Below are 17601 nucleotides of genomic sequence, written 5' to 3'. Positions count from 1 at the left end.
CACTTACCCATAACACCACATTCTCTGACTAAGCCATTGGAGTAAATGCTAGATATATAACGAAGATAACTGCAAAAATGTATAGTAGCCAGTGAACCTGTTTTCCTTTCCCGCTAACAAGCTTCATTAAAGGATAGGAAATGAAGCCAACAGCAATACCAGTAGCAATGCTTGACGTCAACGGCATCGCAAGTAAGGTTGCATAGGCAGGGAACGCTTCGTCGAATGTTTTCCAATCCACACGGGAGAGGCCTTCTATCATGAAACATCCAACAATAATAAGCACAGGTGCTGTTATCGCAGGAGTATTTGCAATTGCCTCCACTACAGGAGCAAAGAACATGGCTGCGATAAATAATGTTCCTACTACGATGGAGGTTAATCCCGTTCTACCACCAGCAGCAACTCCGGTAGTAGATTCAATATAGGCTGTAGAAGGGCTCGTACCAAACATTGCCCCTGTAGTAGTGGCCATTGCATCTGCCATCAGTGCTGATTTAGCATTGGGAAGAGAGCCGTTCTTCATAAATCCAGCCTGTTCAGCCACCCCTACTAACGTCCCTGTCGTGTCAAATATAGTAACGAGTAAGAAAGCAAAAATGACAATATATAAGCTGTTCGCAAACACACCAGCAAGATCTATATCAAAGAAGACTGGCATAGGCGGAAGATCTATCGGCATCGTGCCGCTTTCATAAGGTATTTGGCCTGTAAAATAGGCAATAATAGCTGTAATTAGCATCCCAATAAATAAGGCGCCTTTCGTATTTCTAGCCAAGAGAATAAGCGTTACAGTAAGACCAGCTATGGATAGCACAGTGGTAGGAGAAGACAAGTCTCCAATAAGTCCTTCCTCTGCCGTTTTATCTAGGATACCGGCCATTTCCAGTCCGATAAAGGCGATGAATAAGCCAATTCCAGACGTTATGCCATACTTTAACGAATTAGGAATAGCTTCTATTAATTTCTCCCTGAAATTGGTAAGACTGAGTAGAATGAAGAGAATACCAGCAATAAACACAGCACCAAAGACTATTTGATAGGAGAGCCCTTGACCACCTACGACAGAGGCAAAATAAGCGTTGAGTCCCATACCAGGGGCAATAGCGATAGGATAATTTGCTGCAAATGCCATAATCAATGTTCCTACTACTGCAGAAATAATGGTCGCCATAAATACTTGACCAAATGGCACACCTGCTGAAGACAGGATAGCAGGATTTACGAACACGATATACACCATAGATAAAAAGGTCGTAAACCCAGCTACTACCTCCGTTCGAACAGTCGTACCGTTATCGTTTAAATTAAATCGTTTTAATAATTGCTCCATTTGTTACACCACTTTCACGAATGATTATCATAACCACGTTACATAATATTCGTTTTTACAGGCATTTTCAATGGATATGGTTAAAATAATTACAGTAAATAAATATTTTGTTACCTTAGGATGTCATATATTACTAATAATAATGCTTTAATATTACCTTCCATAGTATTTGGATCTATGTAAATGTACTAACTAGATCGTTCTATAGAATAGGGAGAAATTCAAAAGAAGGCAATACCGTATATGGTTATTGCCTTCTTTAGGATAGAATCTATAAAATTCCTACCGTTTGGAAAATCCAAAAAGCAATGTCGGGATAGAGCTTAAGCCGATAATACTAATCCAGTCTCTTAGTGCTAAATCGGTTGTATGGAATGGTCCTTGTAATGGTTCATAGTAGATAACGACGAGTAATAATAGAACAGAAGAAACGACAGCACCAATAAGGTACCAGTTGCCAAATGGATTTCTCGCAAAAACCGAACGATCACTTCGGCAATCAAATACATGGATGAGCTGAGCCATGACAAGCGTTGAAAATGCAATGGTCTGGGCATATAACAGTCGTTCTGCTTCTCCCTGATAGGCTAGAATAAATGCAATCAGCGTAACGATCCCAATCATGATCCCTCTTGAAACAATCTTAAAGCCAAGCCCTCTAGAGAAGACTCCCTCCCTCGCGTTTCTCGGAGGTTGCTTCATTACATTACCTTCTGATTTATCCAGGCCTAGCGCCATGGCGGGCAAGCCGTCGGTAACTAGATTCACCCACAATATCTGCACTGGAACTAATGGCAATGGCATGGCTAGCAGCATGGCGAACAGCATGACTAATATTTCACCCACATTTGATGCCAGCAAATACCTTATAAATTTACGTATATTTTCATAAATATTTCGACCCTCATGGATAGCGGACTTAATCGTTGCAAAGTTATCGTCTAACAATACAAGAGAGGATGCTTCTTTGGCAACGTCTGTTCCGCTTCTCCCCATTGATATACCAATATCGCTTGCTTTTATGGCAGGGGCATCATTGACTCCATCACCTGTCATCGCGACCACGTGTCCCTGTTGTTGGAAAGCTTTTACGATTTTCAGTTTATGCTCTGGTGTTACCCTAGCAAAGACATATACATCGTCTATAATGCTCGTCAATTCCTGATCTGTCATCCTGCTCAGCTCTGCCCCTTCTACTACTCTTCCTTCCTCAGGTAAAAGCTGTAGGTTTTTAGCAATGGCTCTTGCTGTAACAGCATGGTCCCCAGTTATCATTACGGTTTTAATTCCTGCTTCTCTACATTCTCTAATGGCCTGTTTCACCTCTTTACGAGGAGGATCAATCATGCCGGATAGTCCTACAAATATTAAATCTTTCTCTAAATCGAAGTCGGTGAAGGAATCTCCTTTTTGTAGTGGTTTATAGCAAATGGCTATTGTCCTAAGGGCTTGATCTGCCATCTTGTGCACGCTTTGATAGATTTGCTTCTCTTGATTGGATTTAAACGGCGTATAGCCATCCTTCTCTCTGACGTATTGACATCTTGGAATTAATACATCAGGAGCGCCTTTTGTAATGACAAATCTCTTTTTGTTTTCATCCTCTATTACAACCGTCATTCTTTTTCGTTCCGAATCAAAGGGGACTTCGTGAAGGACTCGAAATCTAGCTAGACGCTCCTTCGTAATCCCAGCCTTTCTAGCAGCAACCAGAAGTGCCCCTTCGGTGGGGTCTCCGTTAACAGTGTATCTGTCTTCCTTTACACTTAATTCTGCATTATTACACAGCGCGCCATACAATAATAGCTGATACATCACCGGGACATTATCAGGCTCAACCTGGTTATTTCCATCGAAAAAAGACCCGTCTGTCCCATATCCTTCTCCGGTAACAAGAAATGCTTCCTCCAACGTTTCTAACTTCTGGACAGTCATTTGATTTTCCGTCATGGTCCCAGTCTTGTCCGAGCAAATTACTGTAGCACACCCTAACGTCTCGACAGCGGATAATTTGCGAACAATTGCTTTCCTGCGTATCATCCGTTGTACCCCAAGGGAAAGCGCAACCGTCACAATGGCAGGCAGCCCTTCTGGAATTGCCGCTACTGCTAATGAAACACCGGCGAGGAACATATTATACAAAGGGTGACCCTGGTAAACTCCAAGCATGACAACAATAGCTGTTAAAACCAGCGCTGTAATGATTAATATTTTTCCAAGCTCAGCAAGCTTACGCTCAAGCGGGGTTGGCATTCTCTCCGTGCTGACTAATAAAGTGGCAATTTGTCCCATTGCTGTATCCATACCAGTCCCGACGATAACTCCTACAGCACTTCCTCTTGTGGCAAGTGTTCCGCTAAACACCATATTACGCTGATCGCCTAGCTCCACTTCTGTTCCGGACAATTCATTTGCGTGCTTACTAACCGGAAGCGATTCCCCCGTTAGAGCACTCTCTTCCATTTCCAGGCCCTTAACAGTGGTTAGTCGAATATCAGCACTGAGCCGGTCACCTGTAGAGATTTTAACCACATCACCAATTACTAATTCTGCAGAAGGTACTTTACGCCATACGCCTTCTCGAAGCACCTGGGCTTGTGGAGCAGATAATTCTTTCAGCTTGGCCAATGATTTTTCAGCTTTTTGCTCCTGAATAAACCCAAGCACTCCATTCATAAGAACAATGGCCATAATGGCAATTGCATCAACGTACTCTCCGAGCAAGCCTGAAATAAGGGTAGCGGCAAGCAGCACTAACACCATAAAATCCTGGAATTGCCGAAAAAAGAGCATAACAAAATTCGTACCAGCGCTCTCTTTCAGCACATTTGGTCCGAACTTCCTTAAGCGCTCCTTAGCCTGCTTCTCTGATAGCCCTTCTTTCATATTGACAGCTAGTTTTCGTGCCACATTATCTGAATTATACTGATACCATTTCACATCCCATTCCTCCATGTGAGCGAGTCTTTTCTATATCTATTCAGACTCGTCCCAAAACATGCTATAATCGGAATAATGTGAGGTGATTGTTATGTCATTTGATGGCGTTGTCACCCGGGCTATTTCGCACGAATTACACGAAAAAATTACACCCGGCCGAATTATGAAAATATATCAACCAACGCAAACCGAACTAGTATTTACTGTTCGCAGTCAGGGGGTAAACCATAGCTTGCTGCTATCGGCACATCCTTCCTACGCGAGAATTCATTTGACCAAAGAGAAGTATCAAAACCCAAAGGAGCCACCTATGTTCTGTATGCTGCTTCGTAAGCATTTAATCGGTGGATTTATAGAATCCATTGAGCAGGTGGATATGGAGCGGGTTATTCGCATAAACGTTCGAAGTAAAGACGAAATTGGAGATGAAACGACCAAGTCCTTTATTGTAGAAATTATGGGAAAGCATAGTAATTTATTGCTTGTGGACGATGAACGAGAAATGATTCTTGATTGTATTAAACACGTATCGCCCGCCCAGAACACACACCGAACGCTATTACCTGGCAATAGCTATATCGGACCTCCCGATCAAGGGAAAACCAATCCACTGTCCATAGATGGAGATACGTTCGTTCGTAAGCTGGATTTTAACAGCGGTAAAATGGACAAGCAGATTATGGGTCTATTACAAGGTTTCTCTCCTCTGATCGCAACGGAATTAGTATATCGTGCAGGTCTTGGATCACAAGGAAGGCTGAAGGAGGAATTTGAGTCCTTACAGCACCAGATTCTTCACCATACGTACGAGCCAGCCATATTAACAGGAGATAAAGAACAATTTTACGTTCTGTCTCTAGCTTCTAAGGATATGGAGGAAGAACGCTATGATTCGGTAAATGAAATGCTGGATGCATACTTCTCCGGTAAAGCAGAACGGGACCGAGTTAAACAGCGGGCTGGGGATCTATCACGTTTTCTAAAAAATGAATTGGAAAAAAACAAGCGGAAGATTAAAAAGCATGAGCAAACCTTAAAGAAAGCAGAAAAAGCAGATGAATATCAGAAATACGGAGAGCTGCTTACTGCGCATATGCACCTAGTAAAGCAAGGAGATACGTCCGTTACCGTTCATGATTACTATAAAGAAGAACAGCCTGATTTGACCGTTGAGCTGAATCCTAATAAGACGCCTAGCGAGAACGCACAAAGTTACTTCCAAACGTATAATAAGATGAAGAAATCTGGAGAGGTAGTCCAGGAGGAGATAAAAAAAGCAAAAGAAAATATTGATTACCTGGACCAGCTGCTACAGCAAATTGATGCTGCTCGTGAGGAAGATATTGAAGAGATACGCGAGGAGCTTCGCGAAGAAGGATATTTACGAGCGAAGCCTCAACAAAAGAAAAAGAAACAACCCAGTAAACCTAAGCCAGACTCGTTCGTCTCCACCGACGGGGTGACTATCCTCGTTGGGAAGAACAATAAGCAGAATGAGTACGTCACTAGTAAAATGGCCCACAGGGATGATATATGGCTTCACACTAAAGATATTCCTGGTTCCCATGTGGTAATCCGGGAAAGTGAACCGAGCGAGGAGACTTTAATAGAGGCTGCACAATTAGCCGCCTACTTTAGTAAATCTCGCTCCTCCTCTTCGGTCCCTGTTGATTATACGTTAGTACGACACGTAAAAAAACCAAATGGAGCAAAGCCAGGGTTTGTTACGTATGATAATCAAAAAACCGTCTTCGTCACACCAGATGAAGCAATTATTCGTTCCCTGCGACTAAATACAACAAAAGCCGACTGATAATCAGTCGGCTTTATCTATCCTTAAAATAAGAGGTTTTAATTCCGGATATAGACCAATGTTGTTCTAAGCTCTTAAAATAACACGAAAATAATCATAAACAATACAATGGTTCCTACATAGGTTGCTACTGCGTATATCCAGCCCATTTTCTCGTCTTTTCGTATAATAAGCGCATTGTACACCCCGGCTATCGTCAGCGGTATAATGGTGCTGGCAAGTGCCTCCATCGTTAGCATGGAGCTTGAGAACGAGAAGCTTACCCAAAAGAATAAATATAAATAACAAGTAATAAGTCCTAAAGCCGCATTCCCAATCATAATGGCTGCTTGCTTTTTAAATGTCATTTCCATCACTACTTTCTAGTGGTCGCTATCTTGACATGATTGTACAAAAGTCAAGCCCCCATTACAAGCGGGCTTAGGGCTGGTAGGTTAAGGAAAAAGCTCTTGGATCCTCTCGGAAAGTTAAGAGATGTGTATATTGTGCCTCTGTAATAGTAGCTTTATCCCTCATAAATGAAAGCAGTGCAGTAAAGTTCGTTAAAGCGTAATACTCGACACATGCCTCCTCAAATGCGATGTTCGCTTCAGGTAATTCGTACGTAAAAATAGCTACTACCTTTTCTACATATACACCCTCATCCTCTAATGCCTTCACACAATTTAACGAGCTCTTACCTGTAGATATTAAGTCTTCAACAACAATCGCACGCTGCCCGCTCGTAATGCGTCCTTCTATTTGGTTTTGCTTTCCATGTCCTTTCGGCTTATCTCTTACATACACCATTGGAAGGGATAGTGCCTCTGCTACCCAGGCAGCATGAGGGATGCCTGCGGTGGCACACCCTGCAATCACTTCCGTATGAGGAAAGTGGGTCTGAATATAGGTAGCCATGCTATTTGCGATTTGTTTTCGTATCGTTACATCACTCATAGTCAATCGATTGTCACAATAAACAGGTGACAAAATGCCAGATGTCCATTGAAATGGCTGTTGATCGTTTACTTGCAAGGCACCTAATTGGTACAGTGATTCAGCTAAAGGTCGTTGTATATCCATTCTTCCACTCCTCTTCATAAGCTTGATACGTTTGCTTTGGATTGCTAGCTTGTGTAATCCCTCTTCCAACAACAATGGAAGTAGCCCCTTTTTGTTTTGCCAGAGCTGGTGTCGCAATTCGAACTTGGTCATTATGATTTTGTTCTGCTCTTCTGATGCCTGGTGTAACAGTAAAGAAATCATCTCCGCATGCTTTTCTGATAAGTTCTACTTCTTGAACAGAGCATACCACCCCATCTAATCCTTCTGTCTGTGCATTCTGCGCATAGGAAGCTACGACGTCCTCCATTCGCTCCTGTATACACAGTTCATGGTGGAGCATCCTTTCATCGGTCGAGGTTAACTGTGTAACAGCGAGAATAAGTGGACGTTTGGTACCTGTAGCTCCCTCTGTCACTCCTTGAAGAGCAGCCTCCATCATTTTCCTCCCGCCTGCAGCGTGTACATTCACCACATCTATCCCTAGGGATGCAATGCCTTTAGCAGCTTGCTTTACTGTATTAGGTATGTCATGCATTTTTACATCAAGAAAAATAGGGTGACCTCGTTCTTTCAAAGCTGATATAATCGATGGTCCTTCTTTGTAAAACAGTTCTATACCAACCTTCACAGGTATTTCATGAAGATTATGCTGTTGGAGAAACTGTAGCGCTTTTTCCCCTGTTGAGAAATCAAGAGCGAGAAATAAGGGATGATGCTGGATCATTTTTATGGCTCCTCTCTATACATTCTTCAATGGAAGAGTATCCATAATTAGATAGCGTTTCTGGCAGAGCGTCGATTATTTCAGGACACACTAGTGGGTTTGTAAAGTTTGCCGTTCCAACTGCCACTGCACTTGCTCCTGCTAGCAGATACTCTAATACATCCTCTGCACACGTCACACCTCCCATGCCAATAATAGGGATGTGAACTACCTGACTCACCTCGTATATCATCCGAATAGCAACCGGCTTTATGGCAGGACCAGAAAGGCCGCCTGTTTTATTTGATAGAATCGGCTTCCCTGTCTGTAAATCAAGCTTCATTCCAATTAGTGTATTAATCATTGATAATCCATCTGCTCCGGCGGCCTCCACTGCTTTTGCCATCCCTTTCAAGTCACCTGTATTCGGAGAGAGCTTCACATAGACAGGAACATTGCTTACGCTTTTTACTTTTCTCGTTAAGGAGGCAGCAAGTACTGGATCTGTTCCAAACTGAATTCCGCCCTCTTTAACATTGGGACACGAAATATTTAACTCCAAAGCAGATACTAGCCCTGATTCTGAAAGTACTTTCGCTACATGTGTATATTCCTCTTCGGTACTACCCGCAATATTAGCTATTACTGGAGTGTGGAATGTGGATAAGAATGGAAGCTCTTCTGCGACAATAGCTTCCACACCTGGGTTTTGCAGTCCTATAGCGTTTAACATCCCAGCAGATGTTTCTGCTACACGCGGAGTTGGATTCCCGTATCTCCCATTCCCTGTCGCAGCCTTTATCGTAATAGCTCCAAGCTGATTCAAGTCATAAAATTGGCTATATTCTTTTCCGAATCCAAAGCAGCCTGAAGCTGGCAGGATTGGATTTTTCATATCAAGACCTGGTAAAGAGATTGCTAGATTCATACTAATACCACCTCATTCGCAGGAAATACCGGTCCATCCTGACATATTTTTCGATACCCCTTCTTATCGTTGCCATCTATGGTTGAACATACACAAGCGAAACAGGCCCCTACACCGCAGCCCATCCTTTCCTCTAGTGAGATATAGCCCGGCACAGAAATTTGTTGAGATACAGCCTTTAACATCGGGGTTGGACCACATGCATAATAACGGTTTATCTCTGTCAGCCCTGAGATAACGTCCGTGACAAATCCTGTTTGTCCATAACTGCCATCATTAGTCGTTACGATACAATCTCCAAGCTCACGAAACCGTTGCTCATAAAAAACAGCATCTTTTGTTTGAAAGCCTAACACAGTAGTAAGACGATTGCCTTGAGCTTTAAGCTTTTTACCGAGGTAATAGAGAGGAGGGACCCCTACTCCTCCTCCTACTAATAAAATGTTGGTATTGCTTATGGCGTGGGTTGGGAATCCGTTCCCTAGCGGTGCCAAAACGTTTATAGCATCGCCTGCTTCTCTCTCAGCAAGCCATTTTGTCCCTGCTCCCATAATCCGATACACAATGGTTAACTGATTCCCGTTTACATCCGCCATGGAGATGGGTCTTCGCAGAACATGTTCACGTCCATTTCCAATTTGCAGATGAATAAACTGTCCAGGCTCGTTCATTTGGAGTGTGAGCTCTCCTTCCAGAATCAGTTCGTAGGTGTCCTTGGCTATCCTTACTTGCTTAACGACAATCATATCTTCCTTTGTTAGCATGGATTCCCCACCTTTTGTCTTGGCATGGATTCTGCAGTGAAGGTCATGGATTCAATAACACGTAGTATCGCTCTGGCAGTATCTAGAGCGGTTAAACAAGGTATGCCATGCTCTACAGCCTCCCGTCTGATTCGAAATCCATCAGATCTGGACTGCTTCCCTTTCGTTAATGTGTTAATGACAAATTGTGCCTGCTCTTTCTCTACTACATCAAGGACGTTCTTTTCCTCTGACCCAATTTTGTCCACAATCTGAACGGGTAGACCAGTTTCGATGAGTAAGGAACCGGTTCCTTTCGTAGCGTATAAATCAAATCCTAGCTGATGGAAGCGCTGGGCAATTTCCACCATCTCCTCTTTATCTTTATCTGCAACCGTTAATAAGACAGAACCTGCTGTTGGAATATGAATACCAGATGCAGTTAAGCCCTTATATAAGGCTTTTTCCAGTGTTTTGTCACGCCCAATGACTTCTCCAGTTGATTTCATCTCAGGTCCGAGGAAGGCGTCGACACTTCGTAATTTCTCAAATGAGAAAACCGGCACTTTCACATTAACATCTTCTGGTTCTGGTAAAACTCCGTCCGTAAAGCCTAGTTCCACTAAGGAATGCCCAAGCATAACCTGTGTAGCGATATTGGCCATTGTTATTCCTGTAATTTTACTTAAGAATGGTACCGTTCTGCTTGCTCTTGGGTTGACTTCCAACACATAAATCTTGTCATCGTGGAGAACAAATTGAATGTTAATGAGCCCTTGAATACCTAATTCTTTCGCAATTCGGATCGTACTGTCCACACACTCCTGCTTCATTTCTTTTGATATTCTCTGAGTAGGGTACACAGCTATGGAATCGCCAGAATGAATGCCAGCACGTTCAATGTGCTCCATAATTCCAGGTATGACAACCGTTTCTCCATCACTTATTGCGTCTACTTCAATCTCAATCCCTGTCATGTATCGATCAATCAGCACTGGATGCTCTTTATGAATTCGTACCGCTTCTTCAATATAACGCTTGAGATCCTTACGATCATACACTATTTCCATAGCTCTGCCGCCTAACACGTAGGAAGGTCTGACTACGACCGGAAAGCCAAGGGATTCTGATACCTTTAATGCTTCTTCTGTGCTAGTGGCGCTAACCCCTTTTGGCTGAGGAATGTTCAGTTTTGTGAGGGTGTGTTCAAATTTATCTCTATTCTCAGAACGGTCAATCGCCTCCATAGAGGTTCCGAGAATTCTCACCCCTCGTTTATCTAATGCTTCTGCTAGATTAATAGCTGTTTGTCCTCCAAATTGGACAATGACTCCGATAGGCTTCTCTAATGAAACAACGTGCATTACATCTTCAATCGTGAGTGGTTCAAAGTACAGCTTATCGGAGATGCTGAAGTCAGTTGAAACAGTCTCAGGATTATTGTTCATAATAATGGCTTCATAGCCCGCTTCTCGTAACGCTAATACGGAGTGAACGGTAGCGTAATCAAACTCTACCCCCTGCCCGATGCGAATAGGACCCGAACCTAGAACAAGCACCTTATCCCTATTAGACTGGGTTGATTCATTCTCTTCCTCATAGGTACTATAATAATAAGGTGTCGCCGATTCGAATTCGGCCGCGCAAGTATCTACCATCTTATAAACCGGCAAAATGCCTTGCTGTTGCCTAAACTGATAGATTGCCGCTTCTGATGTATTCCATATACGGGACAGTGCACCATCCGAAAACCCTTTTCTCTTGGCTTCTGTCAGTAAATCAAGGTCCCATGGCAGGGTGGTCAACTGCTTCTCCAACAAGATTAACTGCTGGAATTTATATACGAAAAACGGGTCCATGGTAGTTAATTGCTGCACCTGCTCCATGGTATATCCTCTTCTAAATGCTTCCGCAATAAGGAAGAGTCTTTCGTCATCTGCTTTTTGCAAACGGTGGTCTAATACAGAATCCTCTAGCTTATCCGCACCCTCTAAAAAGAATTCCTCCGCTCCTATCTCGAGAGAGCGACTAGCTTTTAATAAAGACTCCTCGAACGTTCTTCCAATTGCCATTACTTCTCCTGTAGCCTTCATCTGGGTACCAAGCACCCTATTCCCCTGAATGAATTTATCGAAAGGCCAGCGCGGAATTTTCGTCACAATATAGTCCAGTGCCGGTTCAAAGCAGGCATAGGTTGTTTGGGTTACAGGGTTCTTCAATTCATCCAGATTGATACCCACAGCTATCTTCGCTGCAATCTTGGCAATGGGGTACCCCGTTGCCTTAGATGCTAAAGCGGAGGATCGACTCACTCTTGGATTAACCTCAATAACATAGTATTGAAAGCTGTCAGGGTCTAACGCTAACTGTACATTACAGCCCCCCTCAATTCCTAATGCACGAATGATTCGGAGTGATGCATCGCGAAGCATTTGATATTCTCGGTCACTTAAGGTCTGGCTTGGAGCTACAACAATAGAATCGCCAGTATGTATGCCAACAGGATCTACGTTTTCCATGTTACAAACGACGATGGCATGATCCTCTTTATCCCGCATGACTTCGTACTCAATTTCTTTAAAGCCGGCGATATTTTTTTCAATAAGACATTGCCCAACCGGGGATAAGACTAATCCACTTCCAGCTATTTCAAGAAGCTCTGCTTCGCTATAGCACATGCCACCACCAGCTCCACCCATTGTGTATGCAGGACGGACAATTACTGGATAGCCTATCTCCCTTGCAAATACAACCGCCTCTTCCACTGTACTTACTACTGTGCTTTCTGGCACTGGCTCATTTAATTCATGCATTAACGATCGAAATTTCTCACGATCCTCTGCATTTTGGATAGCATCAAGCGAGCTGCCTAACAGCTCCACACCAAACTCGTTTAAGATACCATGTTCTTCTAGCTGCACAGCCATGTTCAGGCCCGTCTGTCCCCCCAAGGTTGGTAATAAGGCATCAGGCTTTTCTTTACGAATAATTTTGGCTAGGAAATCTACCGTTAGAGGCTCCATATATACTTCATCTGCAATGGTCTGATCGGTCATAATGGTTGCTGGATTGGAATTGGCCAAAATGACCTCATACCCTTCCTCTTTTAGTGCCTGACACGCTTGTGTCCCAGAGTAATCAAATTCAGCTGCCTGACCAATCACAATTGGTCCTGACCCTATTACGAGAATTTTGTTTATATCTTGACGTTTAGGCATGCTACTCGCTCCCTTCTAGTATGCTGTTGAATCATCGTTAAGAACTCCTCAAACAAAGGATTGGAATCTTGTGGTCCCGGTGCACTTTCTGGATGATACTGCACCGAAAAGGCAGGGAATTCCTGATGATATAATCCTTCTACACTGTTATCGTTTAAAGCATACTGGCTTATCATAAGTCTCTCCTTATGGATCGAATCCCGCTCTACTGTATAACCATGATTTTGAGATGTCATATATACTTTTCCAGATGCTATATCTTTTACCGGATGATTAGACCCTCTATGCCCAAATTTCATTTTCGATGTTTCTGCTCCGCATGCCAGTGCAAAAAGCTGATGCCCCAAACAAATCCCGAATAGTGGTATATGACCAAGAATGCCTTGAATCATTTCTACAGCCTCCGGAACATCCTTTGGGTTCCCAGGACCATTGGAAAGCATTACACCATCTGGCTTTAACTGAAGAATCTCTTCTGCAGTAGTGTGATAAGGTACAACGGTGACATGACAGTTACGCTTTGTAAATTCTCTTAGTATGCCGTGCTTCATACCAAAATCAACCAGTACAATTCTTTCTCCTCTACCAGGAACTACATATGGCTTAATAGTAGATACTCTCTGTACTTGATTACGTGGCATGAGTGTATTGCTCAATGTATAAGCGACGTCTTCTGAGGATGCTTCAGCGGTTGTAAAAGTTCCTTTCATCGTTCCGTACTCTCTAATTCGTTTTGTTAGCTTTCTAGTATCAATCCCGCTTATGCCAGGGATATCCTTCGCTTTAAGAAATGAATCAAGGGACTCTTCGGATCGGAAATTACTAGGGTACGAGCAAACCTCTTTCACAATCATTCCATTAATAGATGGATGGATTGTTTCAAAATCCTCTCTATTGATGCCGTAATTGCCAATGAGCGGATAGGTAAAAGTAACTATTTGATCACAGTAGGAAGGATCAGACAGAATTTCCTGATAACCAGTCATGCCCGTGTTAAATACTATTTCCCCCGTGCTTTCCCGTTCACTTCCAAATGCTGTGCCGACAAATGTTGTTCCATCTTCTAATATGAGCTTACGCTTTGTCATAAGACAATTCCTCCTTCCAGACAACCTCTCCACTTACCATGGTTAAAACCGGTGAACCAACTACGGTGTAGCCATGGAACGGCGTGTTCTTTCCTTTCGAAAGCAGGCTGTGCCGATTAATGGTTGATTCTTTAGTTAAGTCTAATAATACGAAATCTGCTCGCTGGCCGACCGCTATCTTTCCACTAGCTAATCCAAATACTGATGCTGGCTTAATTGTCAGCCAATCTATCAACTCCTTTAAGGAACATCTTTGTTCTTTGACGAGGTAGGTATGTAGTAAGCTAAAGGCTGTTTCTAAGCCGACTATCCCAAAAGGTGCATTATTTAAGCCTTGTTGTTTTTCTTCTTCAGTATGTGGAGCGTGGTCTGTGGCAATGCAATCAATCGTTCCGTCCATCAAACCATTTAGTAAAGCACGCCGATCATCACGAGAGCGAAGAGGAGGATTCATCTTAAACATGGCATCATCCTCTACAATATCTTCTTCCGTGAGTATCAAGTGATGGGGAGTTACTTCTGCAGTAACTGGAATTCCTGCTCGTTTGGCATCTCTTATAACCCGAACAGATTCTTTCGTACTAACATGACATACATGATAGTGACATCCAGTCGCTTCTGCTAACAGAACATCTCGTGCAATTTGTACTGATTCACAGACGCTAGGTATTCCATTTACTCCAAGAGCTCGGCTCGTTTCCCCTTGATGGATAACTCCATTGTGAATAAGACTATTATCTTCGCAATGAGCAACAATGGATGCGCCGATCTCCTTAGCCCGCTGCATTGCATTTAACATAGTGTCTGCTGACTGTACACCAACACCGTCATCTGTAAAGGCTACCGCACCTAGTGCGCGCAAAGCTTTCATGTTAGTCAGCTCTTCCCCTAATTGACGGGTAGTGATAGAGGCGTATGGCAAAACAGAAACATATGCATGGTCTTGGATCAGCTCTTGGACAAGTGCTAAATTGCCTTCTGTATCGGGCACAGGTCTCGTATTTGGCATGGCGCAAACCGTTGTGAAGCCTCCTCTTGCTGCTGCCATTGTTCCTGTTGCTATCGTTTCCTTATCTGTTGCACCTGGCTCTCTCATATGAACGTGAATGTCAACAAAACCTGGAGCTAGTAATAGCCCACTGCAATCAATTTCCTCTGTTGCTTCTATAGGCTGCTGACTAATGGTTTGAATAACTCCTGCCTCTACATGAATGTTACGGGTTACTTCTTGTTCACCTTCCAGCAATCGAGCGTTTTTTAATACTAAACTCATTATCTAACCCCTCCTTGTTTAATAAATGGTTTAAAATAGTCATACGAACGTAGACACCGTTTTCCATTTGGGTAAATATGCGCGAACGGTCACACTCAACCAATTTCCCCTCTATTTCTACTCCTCTATTGACTGGCGCTGGATGAAGAATAATGCTCTTTGGATGCATGCGCGTTTCTCTTGCTGCTGTTAATCCATATTGTTCCAAGTAATCTGTATGACTTTCCTCCTTCTCGTGTCGCTCCCTTTGCACTCTTAAAAGCATTAATACATCACAATCCTCAACAGCCTCATCCATAGTTGTGTAAGGAAACGGCAAACGCTCATCTTGCCATGAGGGAGGTCCAGAGAAGCGTACATCTGCACCTAATCTCGATAAGGTAAGCGCGTTGGAGCGCGCTACTCTGCTGTGGAGTATATCTCCTGCGATGACGATTTGTAAGCCTTCAAAATGACCAAACTCCTCATAGATGGTAAATAAATCAAGTAAACATTGTGAAGGATGCTCTCCTTTTCCATCTCCCCCATTAATAATAGGGATATCTATCGTATCTATTAAAGAAGCATAAAACTCTTCTTCTGGATGTCTAATCACCACAGCGTTCACACCTATTGCTTGTAAAGTACGAATCGTATCATACAGGGATTCCCCTTTTTGAACGCTAGAGGCTGCAGCATTAACTTCTACTACTTCTAGACCTAGCTTTTTCTCAGCTACTTCAAAACTAACCCTCGTTCGTGTACTAGGCTCAAAAAACAAATTAGCAACCATTCCATTTACATGAGGCAGGGTAGTTTTACCTTTAAATTGCTTTGCGACATGGAGAATATGGTAGATTTCCTCTCTAGAAAGGTCCTGCATGTTAACTAAATGCTTCATGATAAACCTCCTTTATACATTTCATAAAAAAAACCAGCATCCTGATGGAAAGGATGCTGGTTAATCGGATACACGTGGCTAGGATCAGCCATGCTTCATCGATCGACCTAACACCCTTCAAAGTCTCTCTGGACCTTGTTAAAACGTGTCATCTCGATTGGCTATGCGGCAGGATCATCCGATTCTGCCTTGTTATTTACTTGAAACATACTACCGTTGCCATGGCCCTTGTCTTTGCCAGGTAGAATAAGGTTTAACAAGACTCCAGAAAGTGCGGCCAACGACATACCTGATAAATCAATATTTAAAGGTGGCACAGGAATGGAGGCTCCACCTATTCCAATAACCAGTATTACAGATGTAATGATGAGGTTTCTCTTCTCGCCTAAGTCTATATGGTTATCTACCATCATTCTAAGTCCGCTAGAAGCAATAATACCAAAGAGGAGAATGGATACCCCTCCCATAACTGCTGAAGGGATTGCACTGATGACCTCGGTCACCATGCCAATGAAACCAAACAGGATAGCAAATACCGCTGCTCCACCTACTACAAACACACTGAATACTCTTGTTATGGCTAACACTCCAATATTCTCACCGTAGGTTGTATTTGGTGGTCCGCCAAGCATGGAAGCAATGACAGTGGCAACCCCATCTCCTGCTATAGAGCGATGCAATCCTGGCTTTTCGAGGAAGTTATTCCCAACAACTTTCGAGAGGACCATTTGATCACCAATATGCTCGGCAATCGTAACAAACGCGACAGGAACTAAAATGAGGAGTATATTTGCACTGAAAACAGTCAATGGAGAATAGTCCACAAAAGGCAGTACAAAATCAGGTACCTGGAAGAAAGCCTGGAAGAAATCTCCCAAGCTATTAGCTGATGTAATCTCCTGCCACTCTGCTTTTATTCCACTTGTATCGACAATTCCTTGTGTAATGGCAAAGACATATCCTGATACAATTCCAAACAGAATCGGAATGATGCTCATAAATCCCTTGAAGAACATAGTAGCAATAATGGTTACAGCTAAGGTAACTAAGGCGACGGAAACGTGTGTTAAGGAGTAGTTTCCGTCTGTATCGTTGCTTGCCATATCAATGGCAGTTGAAGCTAAACCTAATCCAATAACCATAATGACCGGACCTACTACAACTGGCGGCAGAACCTTCATAATCCACTTTAACCCAGCTAGCCGGATGAGCATGGCTACTAGGCCGTACACTATCCCAGCAAAGAAACTGCCAATCATTGCTCCCTCTACGCCACTTGCATTCATCGCGGCTCCAATTGGAGCAATAAAGGCAAAGCTAGAGCCAAGATAAGCTGGTATTCTCCCCTTCGTAATAAGAAGATAAGCTAATGTACCTAGGCCACTGGATACTAATGCGACCGCAGGTGATAAACCTGTTAAGAATGGAACTAAAATGGTAGCTCCAAACATAGCGAATAAGTGCTGTAAGCTTAATGTAATCCATTTATGCCAAGCAGGAACTTCTCTTACACCCATTACTGTTTCCTGATTATTCATCTTATCTCCTCCTTATGGTGTTCCTTCATAAAAAAACCTCTTTGCGAAAAGCTCGCAAAGAGGTGTACGTATCCTGTCCACAAGATATACGTCATCTTTC

General features: G+C 43.0%; 13 protein-coding genes. 1 reads left to right on the top strand and 12 read right to left on the bottom strand.

The window, feature by feature from the left end; all coding sequences use genetic code 11:
* Positions 1-28 precede the first annotated feature (28 nt).
* Together ACFFGV_RS10890 and ACFFGV_RS10885 are read right to left on the bottom strand one after the other, a co-directional pair.
* The gene (locus tag ACFFGV_RS10890) at positions 29-1333 is read right to left on the bottom strand and encodes an NCS2 family permease (RefSeq protein WP_377347672.1); all 1305 of its coding nucleotides are present in this window, start codon (positions 1331-1333) and stop codon (positions 29-31) included.
* Between the two features lie 282 nt (positions 1334-1615).
* Positions 1616-4273 carry a calcium-translocating P-type ATPase, SERCA-type gene (locus ACFFGV_RS10885; RefSeq protein ID WP_377347670.1) on the bottom strand — a complete coding sequence of 886 codons (2658 nt, stop codon included), beginning with the start codon at positions 4271-4273 and terminating at the stop codon, positions 1616-1618.
* A 91-nt stretch (positions 4274-4364) separates the two neighbouring features.
* On the opposite strand from ACFFGV_RS10885, the gene ACFFGV_RS10880 reads away from it, so the two are divergent.
* Positions 4365-6086: an Rqc2 family fibronectin-binding protein gene (locus ACFFGV_RS10880; protein ID WP_377347668.1), complete on the top strand. Its 1722-nt coding sequence runs from the start codon at positions 4365-4367 to the stop codon at positions 6084-6086.
* A 74-nt stretch (positions 6087-6160) separates the two neighbouring features.
* On the opposite strand, the gene ACFFGV_RS10875 is transcribed toward ACFFGV_RS10880, so the two are convergent.
* The 10 genes from ACFFGV_RS10875 to ACFFGV_RS10830 all read right to left on the bottom strand — a co-directional run bounded on the left by ACFFGV_RS10875 (position 6161) and on the right by ACFFGV_RS10830 (position 17501).
* A complete protein-coding gene (locus ACFFGV_RS10875) occupies positions 6161-6433 on the bottom strand; it encodes a hypothetical protein (protein ID WP_377347666.1) in 273 nt (90 codons plus the stop codon).
* A 73-nt stretch (positions 6434-6506) separates the two neighbouring features.
* A complete protein-coding gene (gene pyrE, locus ACFFGV_RS10870; protein WP_377347664.1) occupies positions 6507-7148 on the bottom strand; it encodes an orotate phosphoribosyltransferase in 642 nt (213 codons plus the stop codon).
* Positions 7123-7854, bottom strand: coding sequence for an orotidine-5'-phosphate decarboxylase (pyrF, locus tag ACFFGV_RS10865; protein ID WP_377347662.1), 732 nt, complete (start codon positions 7852-7854; stop codon positions 7123-7125). Before pyrF ends, pyrE begins: the two co-directional genes overlap by 26 nt.
* Positions 7820-8761: a dihydroorotate dehydrogenase gene (locus ACFFGV_RS10860; RefSeq protein ID WP_377347660.1), complete on the bottom strand. Its 942-nt coding sequence runs from the start codon at positions 8759-8761 to the stop codon at positions 7820-7822. Before ACFFGV_RS10860 ends, pyrF begins: the two co-directional genes overlap by 35 nt.
* The gene (locus ACFFGV_RS10855) at positions 8758-9525 is read right to left on the bottom strand and encodes a dihydroorotate dehydrogenase electron transfer subunit (protein WP_377347657.1); all 768 of its coding nucleotides are present in this window, start codon (positions 9523-9525) and stop codon (positions 8758-8760) included. The genes ACFFGV_RS10860 and ACFFGV_RS10855 overlap by 4 nt, the downstream gene beginning before the upstream one ends.
* Positions 9519-12722 (bottom strand): carbamoyl-phosphate synthase large subunit, encoded by a 3204-nt coding sequence (gene carB / locus ACFFGV_RS10850; RefSeq protein ID WP_377347656.1) that lies wholly within the window; start codon positions 12720-12722, stop codon positions 9519-9521. The genes ACFFGV_RS10855 and carB overlap by 7 nt, the downstream gene beginning before the upstream one ends.
* Entirely contained in the window at positions 12701-13810 is a 1110-nt protein-coding gene (locus tag ACFFGV_RS10845) for a carbamoyl phosphate synthase small subunit (RefSeq protein WP_377347654.1), read from the bottom strand. The genes carB and ACFFGV_RS10845 overlap by 22 nt, the downstream gene beginning before the upstream one ends.
* On the bottom strand, positions 13797-15083 hold the full coding sequence (pyrC, locus tag ACFFGV_RS10840) for a dihydroorotase (RefSeq protein ID WP_377347652.1): 1287 nt from the start codon (positions 15081-15083) through the stop codon (positions 13797-13799). Before pyrC ends, ACFFGV_RS10845 begins: the two co-directional genes overlap by 14 nt.
* Entirely contained in the window at positions 15043-15963 is a 921-nt protein-coding gene (locus ACFFGV_RS10835; RefSeq protein WP_377347650.1) for an aspartate carbamoyltransferase catalytic subunit, read from the bottom strand. Before ACFFGV_RS10835 ends, pyrC begins: the two co-directional genes overlap by 41 nt.
* A gap of 161 nt (positions 15964-16124) precedes the next feature.
* Positions 16125-17501: a solute carrier family 23 protein gene (locus ACFFGV_RS10830; RefSeq protein WP_377347648.1), complete on the bottom strand. Its 1377-nt coding sequence runs from the start codon at positions 17499-17501 to the stop codon at positions 16125-16127.
* Positions 17502-17601 lie beyond the last annotated feature (100 nt).

The organism is Pontibacillus salicampi (genome assembly GCF_042434395.1).
Lineage (GTDB): Bacteria > Bacillota > Bacilli > Bacillales > BH030062 > Pontibacillus > Pontibacillus salicampi.
Note: the sequence above shows the minus strand (reverse complement) of the source record. Positions and strands in the feature narration are given on the sequence as shown.